This window comes from Roseovarius sp. A-2 (assembly GCF_002072155.1).
Lineage (GTDB): Bacteria > Pseudomonadota > Alphaproteobacteria > Rhodobacterales > Rhodobacteraceae > Roseovarius.
Map to the genome: position 1 here is coordinate 20,110 of NZ_BDIY01000018.1, position 16,367 is coordinate 36,476.

18 protein-coding genes are annotated in these 16,367 nt (G+C 65.5%); 3 read left to right on the forward strand and 15 right to left on the reverse strand.

Features of this window, described 5'->3' with window-relative positions; all coding sequences use genetic code 11:
• The first annotated feature begins 54 nt into the window (after positions 1-54).
• The 3 genes from BHD06_RS16665 to BHD06_RS16675 all read left to right on the forward strand — a co-directional run bounded on the left by BHD06_RS16665 (position 55) and on the right by BHD06_RS16675 (position 3,695).
• Positions 55-1,740 (forward strand): thiamine pyrophosphate-dependent enzyme, encoded by a 1,686-nt coding sequence (locus tag BHD06_RS16665; RefSeq protein WP_080458179.1) that lies wholly within the window; start codon positions 55-57, stop codon positions 1,738-1,740.
• Positions 1,741-1,824: 84 nt separating this feature from the next.
• Entirely contained in the window at positions 1,825-2,553 is a 729-nt protein-coding gene (locus tag BHD06_RS16670) for an alpha/beta fold hydrolase (protein ID WP_080458115.1), read from the forward strand.
• Entirely contained in the window at positions 2,550-3,695 is a 1,146-nt protein-coding gene (locus BHD06_RS16675; RefSeq protein WP_080458116.1) for an alpha-D-ribose 1-methylphosphonate 5-triphosphate diphosphatase, read from the forward strand. Before BHD06_RS16670 ends, BHD06_RS16675 begins: the two co-directional genes overlap by 4 nt.
• A gap of 6 nt (positions 3,696-3,701) precedes the next feature.
• On the opposite strand, the gene BHD06_RS16680 is transcribed toward BHD06_RS16675, so the two are convergent.
• The 15 genes from BHD06_RS16680 to thiD all read right to left on the reverse strand — a co-directional run bounded on the left by BHD06_RS16680 (position 3,702) and on the right by thiD (position 16,329).
• Positions 3,702-4,397 (reverse strand): ABC transporter ATP-binding protein, encoded by a 696-nt coding sequence (locus BHD06_RS16680; RefSeq protein ID WP_080458180.1) that lies wholly within the window; start codon positions 4,395-4,397, stop codon positions 3,702-3,704.
• Entirely contained in the window at positions 4,381-5,103 is a 723-nt protein-coding gene (locus tag BHD06_RS16685; RefSeq protein ID WP_254892451.1) for an ABC transporter ATP-binding protein, read from the reverse strand. The genes BHD06_RS16680 and BHD06_RS16685 overlap by 17 nt, the downstream gene beginning before the upstream one ends.
• Positions 5,100-6,032, reverse strand: a complete 933-nt coding sequence (locus BHD06_RS16690) for a branched-chain amino acid ABC transporter permease (protein ID WP_080458118.1) — start codon at positions 6,030-6,032, stop codon at positions 5,100-5,102. The genes BHD06_RS16685 and BHD06_RS16690 overlap by 4 nt, the downstream gene beginning before the upstream one ends.
• A complete protein-coding gene (locus BHD06_RS16695; RefSeq protein WP_080458119.1) occupies positions 6,029-6,955 on the reverse strand; it encodes a branched-chain amino acid ABC transporter permease in 927 nt (308 codons plus the stop codon). The genes BHD06_RS16690 and BHD06_RS16695 overlap by 4 nt, the downstream gene beginning before the upstream one ends.
• Before the next feature lie 22 nt (positions 6,956-6,977).
• A complete protein-coding gene (locus BHD06_RS16700) occupies positions 6,978-7,595 on the reverse strand; it encodes a hypothetical protein (protein WP_080458120.1) in 618 nt (205 codons plus the stop codon).
• Between the two features lies 1 nt (position 7,596).
• Complete coding sequence (locus tag BHD06_RS16705) at positions 7,597-8,880, reverse strand: ABC transporter substrate-binding protein (protein WP_080458121.1); 1,284 nt, start codon at positions 8,878-8,880, stop codon at positions 7,597-7,599.
• A 91-nt stretch (positions 8,881-8,971) separates the two neighbouring features.
• Positions 8,972-10,333: a hypothetical protein gene (locus BHD06_RS16710; RefSeq protein WP_080458122.1), complete on the reverse strand. Its 1,362-nt coding sequence runs from the start codon at positions 10,331-10,333 to the stop codon at positions 8,972-8,974.
• 83 nt (positions 10,334-10,416) lie between these two features.
• Positions 10,417-11,097, reverse strand: coding sequence for a thiaminase II (gene tenA, locus BHD06_RS16715; RefSeq protein ID WP_080458123.1), 681 nt, complete (start codon positions 11,095-11,097; stop codon positions 10,417-10,419).
• Positions 11,094-12,026 (reverse strand): ABC transporter substrate-binding protein, encoded by a 933-nt coding sequence (locus BHD06_RS16720; RefSeq protein WP_080458124.1) that lies wholly within the window; start codon positions 12,024-12,026, stop codon positions 11,094-11,096. The genes tenA and BHD06_RS16720 overlap by 4 nt, the downstream gene beginning before the upstream one ends.
• Positions 12,023-13,006, reverse strand: a complete 984-nt coding sequence (locus BHD06_RS16725) for a HesA/MoeB/ThiF family protein (RefSeq protein ID WP_080458125.1) — start codon at positions 13,004-13,006, stop codon at positions 12,023-12,025. Before BHD06_RS16725 ends, BHD06_RS16720 begins: the two co-directional genes overlap by 4 nt.
• Positions 13,003-13,599 carry a thiamine phosphate synthase gene (locus BHD06_RS16730; RefSeq protein WP_080458126.1) on the reverse strand — a complete coding sequence of 199 codons (597 nt, stop codon included), beginning with the start codon at positions 13,597-13,599 and terminating at the stop codon, positions 13,003-13,005. The genes BHD06_RS16725 and BHD06_RS16730 overlap by 4 nt, the downstream gene beginning before the upstream one ends.
• Positions 13,599-14,369 (reverse strand): thiazole synthase, encoded by a 771-nt coding sequence (locus tag BHD06_RS16735; RefSeq protein WP_080458127.1) that lies wholly within the window; start codon positions 14,367-14,369, stop codon positions 13,599-13,601. The genes BHD06_RS16730 and BHD06_RS16735 overlap by 1 nt, the downstream gene beginning before the upstream one ends.
• Before the next feature lies 1 nt (position 14,370).
• On the reverse strand, positions 14,371-14,568 hold the full coding sequence (gene thiS / locus BHD06_RS16740; protein WP_080458128.1) for a sulfur carrier protein ThiS: 198 nt from the start codon (positions 14,566-14,568) through the stop codon (positions 14,371-14,373).
• Positions 14,552-15,538, reverse strand: coding sequence for an FAD-dependent oxidoreductase (locus BHD06_RS16745; RefSeq protein ID WP_080458129.1), 987 nt, complete (start codon positions 15,536-15,538; stop codon positions 14,552-14,554). Before BHD06_RS16745 ends, thiS begins: the two co-directional genes overlap by 17 nt.
• Positions 15,535-16,329 carry a bifunctional hydroxymethylpyrimidine kinase/phosphomethylpyrimidine kinase gene (gene thiD / locus BHD06_RS16750; RefSeq protein ID WP_080458130.1) on the reverse strand — a complete coding sequence of 265 codons (795 nt, stop codon included), beginning with the start codon at positions 16,327-16,329 and terminating at the stop codon, positions 15,535-15,537. The genes BHD06_RS16745 and thiD overlap by 4 nt, the downstream gene beginning before the upstream one ends.
• Positions 16,330-16,367 lie beyond the last annotated feature (38 nt).

Below are 16,367 nucleotides of genomic sequence, written 5' to 3' on the forward strand. Positions count from 1 at the left end.
GTCATTACCCCGCCCGATGGGTCAGCCTGCGCACAACAACAGAAAGGACTGGGCATGACCCATAACACGCGCAATGGCGGGCAATTGCTGGTGGACTGTCTCGTGGCGCTAGGCGCGCGGCACTCGTTCGGCGTGCCGGGCGAAAGCTATCTGGCGGTGCTCGACGCGCTGCATGACGCAGCGGGCCAGCTCGATTTCACCCTCTGCCGACAGGAAGGCGGCGCCGCCTACATGGCCGCCGCCTATGGCAAGCTGACCGGCCGTCCCGGCATCGCTTGGGTGACGCGCGGGCCGGGGGCGACCAATGCCTCAATCGGGGTGCATACCGCGATGCAAGACAGCGCGCCGATGATCCTCTTCGTGGGACAGGTAGCGACCTCCATGAAGGGGCGCGAGGCGTTCCAGGAACTCGACTACCGCGCTGTCTTTGGCAGCATGGTCAAATGGGCGGTCGAGATCGACGACGTAGACCGCATTCCCGAAATCACCGCGCGGGCATGGAAAACCGCCCTGACAGGCCGCCCCGGCCCGGTGGTCGTGGCCCTGCCCGAGGACATGCTGACCGCGATCACCACCACGGCACCGCTCAGCGGCCCCGGCCACTACCCCGAACCGGAGCCGAGCACCGAGGCCATTGCCAGAACCCGCGACATGCTCAGCGCGGCCAAACGCCCGCTGATCCTCTATGGCGGCTGCAACTGGACGGGTGCGGGGCGCGCGGCACTGCAATCCTTTGCCGAAGGGTCCGACATCCCCGTCGTGTCGGTCTTTCGCTACCAGGACAAGTTCGACAATCACTCGCCCTCCTTCTGCGGCGAGGCTGGGGTGGGCATGATGCCCCATGTCCGGGCGCTGATCACCAGCGCCGACGTGATCCTCGCGATCAACAACCGCTTCGGCGAGAATTCGACCGATGGCTATACCGCCCTGACCGTGCCGCAGCCCGCGCAACGCCTCATCCATGTCCATGCCTCTGATCAGGAACTGGGCAAGGTCTATCAGCCGGAACTGGGCGTTCTGGCCGGTGCCAATGCCTTCATCGGCGCGCTCGACGCGGCTGGCCCCGTGCGCGGCGACTGGTCCGACTGGCGCGCCGAGGGGCGGCAGGCCTATGAGGCCGCATTTGACCTGCCCGATCAGCCGCCCCCGGTGGATATGGGTCGCGTCACCGCCCATCTGCGCGACGTTCTGCCCGAGAATGCGATCATCACCAACGGCGCAGGAAATTTTGCAATCTGGTCGGGGCGGTTCCTGAAATACGGGCCCCAGATGCGGCTGCTCGCGCCGCAATCGGGCTCGATGGGCTATGGTATTCCCGCAGCCATTGCCGCCAGGATCGTGCATCCCGACCGCCGCGTCGTCTGTTTCGCGGGCGACGGCGATTTCCAGATGAACTGTCAGGAACTCGCCACCGCCGCGCAGGCGGGCGCGCAGCCGGTGATCCTGATTCTCAACAACGGCATCTACGGCACCATCCGCGCCCATCAGGAACGCAATTACCCCGCGCGCGTGTCGGGCACCACCATGGTCAATCCCGACTTTGCGGCGCTGGCCCGCGCCTATGGCTTTCATGCCGAACGGGTCGAAACCACCGAAGGTTTCGCCCCCGCTTTTGCCCGCGCCTGCGCTTCGCCCACGGGGGCAGTGCTTGATCTGGCAATCTCACCCGAGGCGCTGACCCCGCGCATGACCCTCAGCCAGATGCGCGCGGCGGGGCTGGAAAAGGCGGCGAGGAGGTAACACACGAAATACATCGGAAGGCAGTGGACCAGCGACCGCAACGTCGCTATTCACAGCCCTTCCGTTTCCGCCTATGTCACCCGCATGATCCGTCTCGCTCTCATCGCGGCCCTGACCCTTGCCCCCGCCCTCGCGCGGGCCGATTGCGTCGTGCTGCTGCATGGGCTGGCGCGCAGCGACGCCTCGTTCCTCGTGATGCAGGAGGTACTCGAGGCGCAGGGTTACGATGTCTTCACCCCCGATTACCCCTCGACCGAGGAAGACATCGCCGAACTGGCCGAGGAAACCCTGCCCTTCGCGGTGCGTGTCTGCGGCGAGACGCGCATCCATTTCGTCACCCATTCCATGGGCGGCATCCTGTTGCGGGTCTGGCTGACCGAAAACCGGCCCGAGACGATGGGCCGTGTCGTCATGCTCGCGCCGCCCAATCATGGCAGCCAACTTGTCGACGAACTGGGCGGGCTGGAGCTTTTCAGCTGGCTCAACGGCCCGGCGGGGATGCAGCTTCAGACCGGGCCGGGTGGCGTGCCGGAAAACCTGCCGCCGGTGGATTTCGAACTGGGCGTGATCGCGGGCACCCGCTCGCTTAACCCCTATTATTCATCGCTGATCGAGGGGCCGGACGATGGCAAGGTCTCGGTCGCCTCGACGAGGGTGGACGGCATGGCCGATCACATCTCCCTGCCGGTGACGCATACCTTCCTGATGAACAACCCTCTGGTGATCGCGCAGGTTGAGGAATTTCTTGAACATGGCCGGTTCGATCACGACCTGACGCTCGGCGATGTGCTCTTCGGGCGGGGCGGCGGATGACTTTGAACATCACGTTGACAGGTGCCGATGTGCTCTGGCCCGACGGGCCGGAGGTGCGTGATCTGACCATCGCCGATGGCCGTGTCACCGACGCGCCCACAGACCGCAGCGTTGACCTGTCAGGCTACATGATCCTGCCCGGCATCGTCGATATCCACGGCGACGGGTTCGAGCGCCACCTCGCCCCCCGGCGCGGCGCGATGAAGGACGTGGATCAGGGCCTGATTGCCGCCGAGGCGGAACTGGCAGCCAACGGCATCACCACCGCCACACTGGCCCAGTTCTACAGCTGGGAAGGCGGCATGCGCGGCCCCGAGTTTGCCGAGAAGGTGTTTGTCGGCCTCGCCACTATCCGCCCGCAGGTGGATACCGACCTTCTGGTGCAATTGCGCTTCGAGATCCCGATGCTCGAAGACTATGCCGCCGTCGAGGAAATGATCGCCCGCCACGCCATTCCCTACGTCGTGTTCAACGACCACCTGCCCCATGAGGAACTGGCCAAGGGCAAACGCCCGCCCCGCTTGACCGGTCAGGCGCTGCGCATCGGACGCAACCCCGAAAAGCACCTCGCCTTCATGCAAGACCTGCACGCCCACATGCCGGAGGTGGAAATCGCCCTCGACGGGCTGAGCGCGCGGCTCATCGCGGCGGGCGTGCGCCTCGGCAGTCATGACGAGGCGACCGCCGCCGACCGCGCACGTAACCGCGCGCGCGGCATCCGCATCGCGGAATTCCCCGAAACGCTGGCCGCCGCCGAGGACGCCCGCACAGGCGGCGACAGCGTGATCATGGGGGCACCCAACCTGGTGCGCGGCGGCTCGCACAAGGGCAACGCAAGCGCGCTGGAAATGGCCGCCATGGGCCTCATCGACGCGCTCGCCTCGGATTACCACTACCCGTCGCTGAAGCGCGCGGCCTTCCTGCTGGCTGGTGGCGGGGTCTGCGATCTGGCCTCGGCCTGGCGGCTCATTTCGCTTGGCCCGGCGCGTATTCTGGGGTTGGAGGATCGCGGCGAATTTCGCCCCGGCCTGCGCGCCGACCTAACGGTGATCGACCCGGCAAGCCGCCGCATCGTGGCGACCATGGCAGGCGGGCGGATCAGCTATATGACCGGTGCCGTGGCGGCACGCTTTATCAACTGAGCGCCGTCACACCCCCAGATAGCGCGCGGCGATAGAGCGGACTTCGCGCAGGGTTGCGGCGGGGATCACCGGACCGTTCTTCCCGTCCTCCAGAAAGGCGACACGATCCGCGACCGACAGAACCGCATCGAGCCGTTGTTCCACCAGGAGCACCGCAACGCCGCGCGCACGCATCGTGGTGATAACCTCGCGAATGGCGGCGATCATCGAGGGCTGCAAGCCCTCGGTCGGCTCGTCGAGCAGCAGCACCTGCGGGTTCAGACAGAGCGCCCGCGCCGTGGCGAGCATCTGTTGCTCTCCGCCCGACAGCGTCTGCGCCGCCTGACCAAGCCGGTCACGCAGGCGCGGGAAGAGGTCGAGCACATCCTCGCGCATCGCCATGCCCTGACCGCCTGCCATCAGCCCGATGTCCAGATTCTGCGCCACGCTCAGACCCGAAAACAGCCTGCGCCCCTGCGGCACGTATCCGACGCCCGCGCGCGGCACATCATGCGGGGGCAGATCGCTCAGCGTGACATCCCCGAGCCGCACCGCACCCGCCATCAGCGGCAACAGCCCCATGATCGCGCGCATCAGCGTGGTCTTGCCCGCGCCATTGCGCCCAAGCAGGCACAGGATCTCGCCCGGGGCCACTTCTAATGACACCTCGTGCAGAACCTGCGCACGGCCATAGCCTGCCCCAATCCTATCCAGCCGCAGCATCGCCGCCCCCCAGATAGGCGGCCTGAACGGCGGCATTGGCATGGATTTCCTCAGGCGTGCCTTCGGCCAGCACACGCCCTCCGTCGAGCACGGTTATCCGGTCGGCAAGCGCCATGACCACGCGCATGTTATGCTCGATCAGCAGGATGGTCGTCTCTTGTGATAAATCGCGAATCAGGCTCTGAAACGCCTCGATCTCGCCCTCCGACAGGCCTTGCGTCGGCTCGTCAAGGATCAGCAGGCGGGGGCGCTGAACGATCCCCATGGCCAGTTCCAGCAGGCGCTGATGCCCGTAAGCCAGATCGCCCGCCTCCTGCTCCGCCCGTGCGGAAAGACCCATGCGGGCAAGTGCCTCTGCCACCGCCTTGCGCGCCTTGGCACCATGTAGGTGACGGCGCGCGGCAAGCCCCACGTTCTCGGCCACGCTGAGCCGCGCAAAGACCGAGGTGATCTGGAACGTATAGGCCATGCCTCGCGCGATGCGGCGATGCGCGGGCAGGCGGGTGATATCCGCACCGTCAAAGACCACGCGCCCCGCGCTCGCCTCGATACGCCCGGCGATCATGCCGACAAGCGTCGTCTTGCCCGCACCATTGGGGCCAATCAGCGCCCGGATTTCGCCCTCTGGCAGGTCAAGATCGACATTCTCGACCGCGTGCAGCCCGTCGAACCGCTTGGAGAGATCACGCACAGACAAGAGCATCACGGCAGCCCTTTCCACAGCCTGCGGCGCAATTCGCCCATGATTCCCTGCGGCGCAAAGAGCGTCAGCAGGACAAGGGCGACACCTGCGATCAACATATAGGCGGTGGTGATGCCGGAACTGAGGTCAATCAGGTAGAACATGAAGAGCGTGCCGATGAAGGGGCCAAGCACCGTGCCCGCGCCCCCTAGAAGCACCCAGAGCAGTGGCAGGATCGAGTATTGCACGGCAGCGAAACTGGCCCCGACATAGCCGAAGAGGATGCCATAGGCCGCCCCCGCCGCTGCGGCCATGCTGCCCGAGAGGATCAACGCGGCAAGTTTATGCGCGAAGGTGTCATAGCCCAGCATGCGCACCCGCTCCTCGTTCTCGCGGATTGCCACCAGCACCCGGCCAAAGGGCGCGCGCACCAGCCAGAGGCTGAGCAAGAGGCACAGTGAGAACAGCACAAAAGCCGCGATATAGCGCGGGTTCGGGTCGCTCAGGTCGATCCCCCAGAGCATCCGCCCCGCCTGTGCCAGAACAAAGCCTTCGTCGCCGCGCGTCCATTCCGAGAAATACAGGATCGACAGATAGCCCGCCTGCGCGAACATCAGCGTGACGATCATGAAGGCCACGCCGCTGGTCCGCAGCGCCAGCAGCGCGAGCGCGCCCGAGATCACCGCCCCTGTCAGGACGCCCAGCAGCAATGCGGGCCCCGCCCCTAGCCCCAGATACTGCACCGACAGCCCCATGCCATACATTCCGGCGGCGAAGAACAGGGCGTGCCCGAGGCTGAGCAGGCCAGTATAGCCAAACAGGATGTTGTATCCCATGGCGAAACTCGCCAGCACCATGACCCGCGCAAGGTTGCCGTGATGGTAGGCCGGCAGCACGAAATGCAGCGCCAGAAGCACCGCCAGCAGCCCCAGATGCAGCGACAGCGCCCTCATGTTGCGCGTTTCCCGAACAGGCCCTGCGGGCGAAACACCAGCACCAGTGCGACCAGCAGCGTCGCGATGATCTTGGCCAGTGTGGGCGAGAAGAAAACCGAGATGATCCCATCGCTGAGCCCGATCAGCACAGCCGCCAGCACCGTGCCCGGCAGGCTGCCCAGCCCGCCGATGATCACCACGATGAACGACAGCAACAACGGATCGGCCCCCATCAGGTAATGCGCCTGCTGGATCGGCACGATCAGCACAGCGGCCAGCGCCGCCAGCCCCGCGCCGAGGCCGAAGGTGATTGCATAAACCCGCTCCACCGGGATGCCGAAGGCCATAGCCATCTCGCGATCCGCCTGCGTCGCGCGCATCACCAGCCCAAGCCGCGAGCGCGCCATCACCGCCCAGACCGCACACAGGATCAGCACCGCCGCGCCGATCACCGCCAGCTTGTAAGTGGTGGTGCCCAGTCCCCAGGGCCAGATCATCTGCCAGCCCTCCGGGCCATGCTCGACCCACGGAATCGCGAGCCGGGTGTTGAACGGTGCCTCGACCGGGCGCGCCTCGGGGCCATAACCCATGAGGGTAAGTTGCTGGATGATATAGAGCAGGCCGATTGTAGCGACGATGGTCCGCTCCGGGTCATAATCGAGCCGCTTGAGTATCGTCATGTCCGCCGCCATGGCGAGCGCGCCGACGATCAAAGGGGCCGCGATCAGCGCCGCCCCAAAGCCAAGCGCCGGGTGCCCGCCGACGCTGGTCGCCACCCACCACGCCAGCACCGCGCCGAGCATGAAAAACTCGCCATGCGCGATATTGACCACGCGCATTACCCCGAAGACGAGACTGAGCCCCACCGCCGTGAGCGCCAATACCGCAGCCGTTACCGCGCCTTCCAACGTGGCGAGCACGAGATAGGGGCCAAGATCCATCAGACTGTACTGAAGTCGGGGGTCATTGCGCCGCGTACTCCACCCCGCCCACGAAAAGGCGCTGATCGTCGGTCAGCGTCACGATCTGGCCGTGCCTGCGTTCCAGCGCGCGGGCCACCACCTCGTTGCGCGGCTCCCAGTCGTACATGCGGTCTTCGCGCACGCCCACCCAGGTCAGCCGCCCGCCCTTGCGCCATGGGTCGAGCACGATACCGTCGTCATACGCGTCGCCCCGCGCGCTGATGATCGCGGTGCTGTGTTCGAGGCGAAAGGCGTTGTCGGCACTGGCCACCGCGCGATGCAGATCGAGCGTCTGGAAGTCTTCCCGCGCCAGCCGATCCTCCATGTCACGCGCCCAGTGCCAGCAAAGCCCGCGCGGCTTCAGCCCCATGTTGACCTTGGTGTTATGCACGATAGGCGGATCGGTGATCTTGTAATCGAGCGCCAGATCATGGGTGTGCCGATAGGCCATGCGCGCGGCGCGGTCGGCCTCCTCCGGGTCCACGTCCGGGCCGAGCGCGCGGATCTCGGCGGCAAGGCGGCTAACCTCCTCGGGTTGCGCCGGGGGCGGCGCACCACAGGCCACGAGCAGGAGCATCGCCGCCGCCAGCCCGGCCCTTGAAAGCGCGGCCAGCCCCATCTCAGAACGCCTGCGTCGTGTAATCGACCATATCGGGATAGAGCGAGTCCTCGATCGCGGTCGTGTGCACGCGCATCAGCGTGCCGTTTTTCACCTGGCTGATGAACTGATGACCAAAAACCTGATGGGTCTTGCCGTTGAACCGCTTTGCCCCCTGCGGGTGTTCGCGCGATTGCGGCATGTCGCTCATCGCCTCGACCGCCTCGATCAGCGCGGCACGGTCCTGTGGCCCGCGATAACCCGCCGCCTCCATGCCCGCCTTGATCACGTGCAACGTCTCCCAGCAGCCGAACATATGGCCATAGGTCGACACATCCGCCGGGTCGTTCACCGAGGCACCGCGCGCATCGACGCCCACGGCCTCGCGATAGAAGGCTTCATGTGCGGTCTCGTCGGGCTGTTGGTGGCGGCACATGCCTTCCCAGAAATGACTGCCTTCGAGGAAGTCTAGCCCGGGGCTGTTGATGGCCACCGCCTCCAGACTGTCGATGAAGCCGAAAAGCGCAGGCCCCTGCCCGCCGAAGAACTCGCCCAGTTCCTTGACGAAGGTCAGCACCGCAGGTCCGACCATCACGTGATAGAGCACCTCGGTGTCGCGCGGGATCTTGGGAAAATACCTGGTAAAGGAGGTCTCGGACGGCGGAATCGCGATCTTGGCCAGCACCTCGCCGCCCTGTGCCTCGATGGCCGGGGCAAGCGCATCGCGGTGGTCATAACCAAACCCGTAATCGGGAAAGATCATCGTGACTTTCTTGCCCAGCGTTTCGGTGATGAACGGGGCCATGGAGATGACCTGACTTCGCACATCCGTGATGCCCGGCTGCAAGGTGTAGCGGTTGAGCATGCCCGACGAGACATGCGTGCCCTCGGACACAACGAAATAGGGCAGTTTCAGCTCGCCTGCGCGCGGCGCAGAGCCGATCACCACATGGCTGAACAGCGTGCCGAAGCCGACGTCGCAACCATGCTGATTGGCGAATTTCTCGACCACCTCGGCACCGCGCTTGGGGTCGGTGCCGTCATCCTCGGCGACGATCTCAACGGGGCGGCCATTGATGCCGCCGCCTGCGTTGATAAGGCCCACCGCCGCCTCGGTCGTACGACCGTACCAGCGCCCATAAGCCGCGCCGATGCCGGTGCGGTGCTGCTGAAAACCGATACGAATCGGCTCGGCGCTCTGGGCGTGGGTGTAGCGCGCCCAGAGCGGCAGGGCGGCGGCAGCGGCCCCACCTGCCAGCGTCTTGAGTGCGCCACGACGGGTGGCGGTCTTGGTCGGGGTGGTCATAGGCGATCCTCCGATCGGTCAAAATTGGGCCACAGGGCCCGGTTGCGCGCAAATTGCGCAACAGCGGCCTGCATGTCCAGCCCTTCGGCGCTCAGGCCCCGCGAGGCGTGGCCAAGAGCCACAGGCCAAAGACGGTATACCCCACCATAAAGAGCGCGAGCGGGGCCTGCGCCAGCGCCGCACGCCGCGTGCTCTGACCGGCACGGACCGCGATGGCATGCGCGAGCAGCTGCGCAATCACATGCCCCGCGACCACCACCCCCGCCTGCGTCATCCAGATCAGCCGCACCGGGCCGGGGCTGTTGAGAAACCCCGCCGTGACATGGACATGCCCCGCGCCCAGCGCCTCGGACAGCCAGGCCAGCACATACTGACCGTCGAGCAGAAAACTCGTGAGATAATGGCCGATGTGATAGGCCAAGGCAATCGGCAGAAGGGTCGGCGCATAGCGGCGGATGAGCAGGCCCGGTCCCGCCTGATCTTTCGCGAGCCGCGCACCAAGCCAGAGACAGAGTGCAAAGACAGCGATCAGCCCCAGATTGGTGAGCAGCAACCCAAGAAGGTTAGACCCGATTACGGCGGAACGACCCGGAAACTCCAACGGATTGAGACCGAGCCAGCCGAGCCAGAGAAAGGTCTCGTTCAGCCCGTCGAAACTGCCGCTGCCCAGCAGGACCAGCATCAGAACCGCAAGACCGAGCGACGGTACAGGCTGCGCCAGCACCTGCCAGCCCGGCACGCCCAGCGCCAGTCGCCCCTGCGCCCGTCCCAATAGCCCCATCCGCGCATAGCTGCGCATCAAGAGCGTGATCCCCTCGACGCGCAAAAGCCACGCGCCGCCGAAGAGCAGAACCCCCGCCATGTTGAACGCCCAATAGACCGCCACCGCCACTGCCAGCCGCCCCGGATCGGTAGGGGCGGGATCGGCCAGCAGAAAGCCCGCAAAGCCCAGAAAACTCGCCACGCCGGGCCAATGCCCGAGCACCCTGGGATAGCGCCATCGCGCGCGTCGCCCGATGATCCGGCCAAGAAACGCAGCCGGCCCTGACCACGGATTGATCCAGCGCCAGAGATCGCCGATCAGCCCCTGAAGGCTGACCAGCGCGATCCAGAATACCACCCAGACACTCAGCGATAATGGGTTCATCATTGGATCGCGCGACCCCGTCAGACCCCGCCAGATCAGCCACAACAGAACACCGGCTGCCACAAGACCGAACAGGTGGTGCAGGTTTGGCCGTGAAGCGGCCAACGGCACAGGCCGAAAGATTGCCCCGGCCACGCCGCCCGGAAGCACCGCCAGAAGTGCCACGGTTAACACCACCGTCGCCCCACCCGCCGCGATATAGACATCGGTGGGCAATAGCAGGACGAAGCCCTGTTCCGAGGCATGCGCCCAGACTGCCTCGGCCGAGAGACACAGCACTAACGTGCTCAGCAACACCTTTGCCATGTCCCGGCCACTCCCATACACTCAGGCTTTGCGCCAGTCTGACCCGTTGGTAGAGCGCGGGAAAGGGGCAAAGCGCCGTGCCACTACCCGAAGGACAGCCCCATATCCCAGAACGCCACCTCGAGCCGCGTGGCGGTGGTGAACCGCTGGCAGAGCCGCTCCCATCCGGGAGTCGCCGTCGGGTTGTCACCCAGACGGCGCGCAACCGCCCCGTCGAAGAGCGCGCCAGCATCGCGGCAGACCTGTTGATAGTCGTCGTCGGCATAGGTGGCGATCCAGTCGGCATAAGGGTGATCGTCGGGCACCGGCCCCAGCCGCGCGCCGATCTCGCCATAGCCCATGACGCAGGGCGCAAGCGCCGCCAGCAGGTCGAGAAAGTTCCCCGAGTGCCCGGCATCGAGAACGTAGCGCGTGTAGGCGAGATTGGCGGGATGTTCCTCGGCACTGTAGAGGTCGTCCTCGCTCAACCCCGCCTCGGCGCAGGTTTTCACATGCAGGCTGAGTTCGTGATTGACGAGTGCGTCCACCGTGGCGGCACAGGCGCGCATCTCCTCCAGCGCATCAGCCTTGGTCACGGCCAGCGCCCAGGCCCGGGCAAAATGGATGAGGAACACGTAATCCTGCACCAGGTAGCCCAGAAACGCCTTGCGCGGCAGCCTGCCCTCGCGCAGCCCCTCGACAAAGGCATGATGCGTGTAATCCCGCCAAACCGTCCCCGCCGCATCGCGCAGGCGGGGGAAGGTCGCTCCGTACTCGTGGGTCATTCTGCGTTCAGGTCCATGGCAAGGCCCGAAACGGGCGTGTCATTCTCGATCATTCCCGCCTCAAGCAGGAATTGCTCGAACCGGCTGTAACGCGCGTGATCGAGGGCGGCGGGGCGGGTGGCAAAGCGCGGGAACGTATCGATCCAGGCTTTCTCGTTCAACTCGTCCTGCAATTCACGCGAGGTGCCGGCGAAGATCTCCCAGCTGTCTTGCGGGTGATTCATGATGTATTGCGTCGCGCGCTCGGTCGCGTGCAGAAAGCGGCGGATCATGTCGGCATCCATCCGGTCGGGATTGGCGACATAGATCAGCTCATCATAGGCGGGCACGCCCTCTTCCTCGATATAGAAACAGCGGCCCGGCACGCCCTCGATCTCCATCTGATTGAGTTCGAAATTGCGATAGGCCCCGATCACCGCATCCACCTGCCCCGACATCAGCGAGGGCGAGAGCGACCAGTTGACACTCACCAGTTCGATATCATCAAGGCTATGCCCGTGCTGCGCGAGAATGGTCGAGAGCAGCACCTCCTCGACGCCCGCCACGGAAAAGCCGACCTTGCGGCCCTTGAGATCGGCGGTGGATTTTACGGGGCCATTCTCCAGCACCAGAAGGCAGTTGAGCGGGGTTGCGACAAGCGTGCCCACCCTGCGCAGCGGCAGCCCGTTTTCAATCTGCATGTGCAATTGCGGCTGATAGGAAACCGCCAGATCCGCCTGTCCGGCGGCCACCATCTTGGGCGGGTCGGAGGGGTCGGCGGGTGCCACCACCTCGACCTCCAGCCCAGCCTCTTTGAAATAGCCAAGCTCCTCGGCCAGGATGATCGGCCCGTGATCGGGGTTAACGAACCAATCGAGAATCAGGGTCATCTTGTCCTGCGCCATGGCCGGGGTGGCCAGAAACGCGAGGATCAGGCTCAGGTATCTCATCTGTCGGTCTCCTGTTGAACATCGCCAAGGGCAATCAATGCAATCTCTCCGCCCCAATGGCCGCGCAACCGCGTCGCGGCCTGCCAAGAGCGCAGGCCGGAGCGGCAGGCCAGCACGGCACGTGGGCCTTGGGGGGTCGTGTCGGGATCGTCGAAATCGGTGACCGTCCGCCGGGCCGCATCCGGCAGGGCAGGGCCAGATTCGTCCTCTGCCCGCAGATCGACGAGCCAGTCATCGGGCAATATTTGCGCGGGCGCGATAAATTCGAAGCCGCTTTCGGGCTCGGGTGCGCCGTCGAAACGAAAGCCGCCGAAGCGGTGGCCAATCGCCTCGAAACTGACGAGTTGGCCGAGAGGTTGCGGCTCTATTCGCGCCAAAACGGCTATGGCCATCTGTGCCTGAAGGCTACCGATGAGGCCGACGGCGGGACCTAGCACGCCATCGGCATCGCAACTGCCGAGACGGTCCGGCAGATCGGGAAATATCGCGCGCAAGGACGGGGCACCGCCGCAGAACCCGCCGCAATAGCCCGAGGTGCCCACGACCGAGGCGCTGATCAGCGGCGTGCTCTGTTCAAGGCAGATGTCGGAGAGCACATAGCTTGCCGCGAAACTGTCGGCGCAATCGAGCACCAGATCAGCGGCGGCAACGTGATCGGGGGCATTGATTGGATCAAGCGGCTCTAACACGGCAGAAATCTCGCATTCCGGGTTGAGCGTTGCCATATGAACGGCGGCGATCCGCGCCTTGGGCAGGCCTATATCCTCCATACGAAACAGCGTCTGCCGGTGCAGGTTGCTCAAGGACACCCGGTCGCCATCCATCAGCGTGATCCGGCCCACGCCCGCGCCCACGAGGTATTGCAGCGCCGGCGCGGCAAGCCCGCCCGCGCCCACCACCAGGACATGCGCCGCACCAAGCCGCGCCTGCCCCCCTGCCCCGAATTCGGGCAGGGCGATCTGGCGGGCGTAGCGGGTCATGTCGTGACCTCGATCCATTGCCGCACCCGCGCCTCGGGGTCGTCGTTCAGCGTTATATCGGTCACCGCCGAGACCACGTCGGCCCCCGCCTCGAACGCGCCCTGCGCACGCTCCACCGACATGCCGCCGATGGCGATGAGGGGAATGCCACCAATCAGGCGCTTCCACTCGGTCACCTTCTCCAGCCCCTGTTCGTGCCATTTCATTTTCTTGAGAATGGTCGGATACACGGGACCAAGTGCCACATAATCGGGGTCATGGGACAGGGCGCGGTCCAGTTCGGCATGGTCATGGGTGCTGAGGCCCAGTTTGATCCCGGCGCGGCGAATGGCGGCTATGTCGGCGGTATCGAGATCCTCTTGCCCCAGATGCAACCAATCGCACCCCTCATCAATCGCCGCCTGCCAGTGATCGTTGACCACAAGGAGCGCGCCAGCCTCCCGACACAGGCTCTGCGCCTGCACAATCTGCTGTTTTAGCGCATCGCCGGTCAATTCCTTGACCCTGAGCTGCACTAGCCGCACGCCAAGCGGCAACAGGCGGTGCAGCCATGAGGCGTCATCGAAAATCGGGTAAAACCGCGGCAATGTCATCAGGTAAACGCCCTCCCCAGTACGGGCGTCGAGGGCGCGGCCATGTCGCGCGGCTCCATCGGATCGGCCTCATAGCCCAGCCTCCCCGCCTCGAGCGCGCGCGCAAACCCTTCGGCCATCGCCGCCGGATCACCCGCCTTTGCCACGGCAGTGTTGAGCAGCACCGCGTCATAGCCCAGTTCCATCGCATGCGCGGCCTGGCTCGGTACGCCCAGCCCTGCGTCGATCACCAGCGGCAGGTCGGGGAAATGCGCGCGCAAGGACCGCAGGCCATAAATGTTGTTAAGCCCCAGCCCCGTGCCGATGGGTGCACCCCAGGGCATCAGCACCCGGCACCCGGCCTCGACCAGCCGTTCGCAGAGCACGAGATCCTCGGTGCAGTAGGGAAAGACCTGAAAGCCGTCATCGGCCAGGATGCGCGCCGCTTCGACAAGGCCAAAGGGATCAGGCTGCAACGTGTCGGCATGGCCGATCACTTCCAGCTTGATCCAGTTGGTGTCAAAGAGTTCGCGCGCCATCTGCGCCGTGGTCACCGCCTCGCGCACCGAATGGCACCCGGCGGTGTTGGGCAGGACATGAACACCCAGATCGCCGATCATGTCCCAGAACGCCTGTCCCGCGCGCGCCCCCCCCGCCTCGCGGCGCACCGAAACGGTGGCAATGCCCGCGCCGGAGCGTTTGAACGCCTCGGAAAGTATCTTGGGCGAGGGGTATTGCGCGGTGCCCAGCATCAGGCGCGATGTGACCTCGATGTCGTAATATGTCGGCATGTCAACCCCCTTGCCGAGGGGCCACGATCTCCACGCGATCCCCGTCTTTCAGTCTCTGTTCATGCCTCAGAGTGGCAGGAACGAAATTCTCATTCACCGCCGTCGCGACCTTGGCCTCGCGGTAGCCCAGCTCGGTCAGCAGCGCGTCGAGTGTCGTGGCGGCGGTCTCCTGTGCGGTTCCGTTAACCGTGATCTTCATGTACAAACTCCGGTTCTTCATTGTCGCGCGTCAGCAGCCCGGCGGTCATCCGCGCCACCGCAGGTGACAACAGGAAGCCGTGGCGGAAGAGACCGTTGACGTGGATCGTGTCGCCCCTGCGGATGACGCGCGGCAGGTTGTCGGGAAAGGCCGGGCGCGCGTCGGCCCCGATCTCCAGCACTTCAGCCTCGCCAAATGCCGGGTGCAGCGCATATGCCGCCGAGAGCAATTCCATCACCGATCGGGCCGAGGCGCGGTTGCGCTCCTCGCTTTCGATCTGCGTAGCCCCCAGCATAAAGACGCCATCGCCGCGCGGCACGATATAGAGCGGAAAGCGCGGGTGCAGCAGGCGAATGGGGCGTGTCAGGGTCACATCGCGGCTGCGCAATATCACCATCTCGCCCTTGACGCCACGCAGGTCGGGGAGGCTGTCCTGTGCAGCAAGCCCGCGACAGTCGATCGCCGGGCCCGTGGGGGCGGCGTCGCTTTGCTCGAACCGCGCACCCGTGTCCTCCAACCGCTTGCGCAGATGCAAGAGCGCCGCACGCGGGTCGATATGCCCCTCGTCTGTGAAGTAGAGAGCGCGGTCGTGACGGTCGGCCAAATGCGGCTCTAACGCGGCCAGATCTGCGCCAGTGATCAGCCGATGCCCGGTGGTGCGTCGGGCGAATTGATCAAGTTCACGCCGGTCGCGCTGCAAGGTCACCACCAGCGAGCCGTGGCGGATCACCTCGACGCCCTGCGCCTGCCACCAATCGGCGGCCTCCTTCCCCAGCCGCACCACCGGCTCTTCGGCGGTGAAGCCCTCACAGAAGGGTGCGAGCATGCCGCCCGCCCACCACGAACAGCCATGCGCGCCGGGCGATGGCGCGGGATCGCGAAGGGTGACGGGGATGCCTCGGTTCATCAGTTCGGTGGCGACACACAGCCCGACGATGCCGGCGCCGCGAATGGTGATGGTCTCAGTCATGTCCAGACCTCGTGAAAATGATGCACCGGGCCGTGACCCTGCCCGATTTCGAGCGCATCAGCGGCACGGATCGCGCAGTGCAGCCAGCCATGCGCGGTCTCGACCGCCTGCGTCAACGTCAGCCCCTTGGCCAGCCCCGCCGCGATGGCCGACGACAGCGTGCACCCGGTGCCGTGGGTGTTGCGGGTGGCGATGCGGGTGGCGTCGAGGCGCGTCACCTCATCGGCAATGAGCCAGTCGGTGCAGGTTGCGCCCTGCCCGTGGCCGCCTTTCATCAACACGGCCCGTGCCCCCATGTCGCGCAACTGAGCGCCCTGCGCCTGCATCTCCGCGTCGGTTTCGGCCTCGGAACAGCCCAACAGCGCCGCCGCCTCGGGCAGGTTGGGGGTAAGCAGGTCGGCGCGCGGTAGCAGATGCGCGATGAGCGCCGCGCGCGCCGCATCGGGCAAGAGCCGGGCACCAGATTTCGCCACCATCACCGGGTCGAGCACTACGGGGCCGCGATACCCCTCGAGCGCCTGCGCCACCGTCGCGATCAGAACGGCATCGCCAAGCATGCCGATCTTGATGCAATCGACCCTTATGTCGCCCAGGACCGCCGCAATCTGCGCCGCGACCGTGGCATTGGGCACCGGGTGCACATCAGTCACGGCGCGGGTATTCTGTGCGGTCACGGCAGTGATCACGCTCGCCCCGTAGACGCCAAGCGCCGAAAAGGTCTTAAGGTCGGCCTGAATGCCCGCGCCGCCACCGCTGTCGGAGCCTGCGATTGTCAGAGCCGTCGCAACCATCTGCCCATCCTCTCAGTCTTGCGGGGAACGGACGGGGG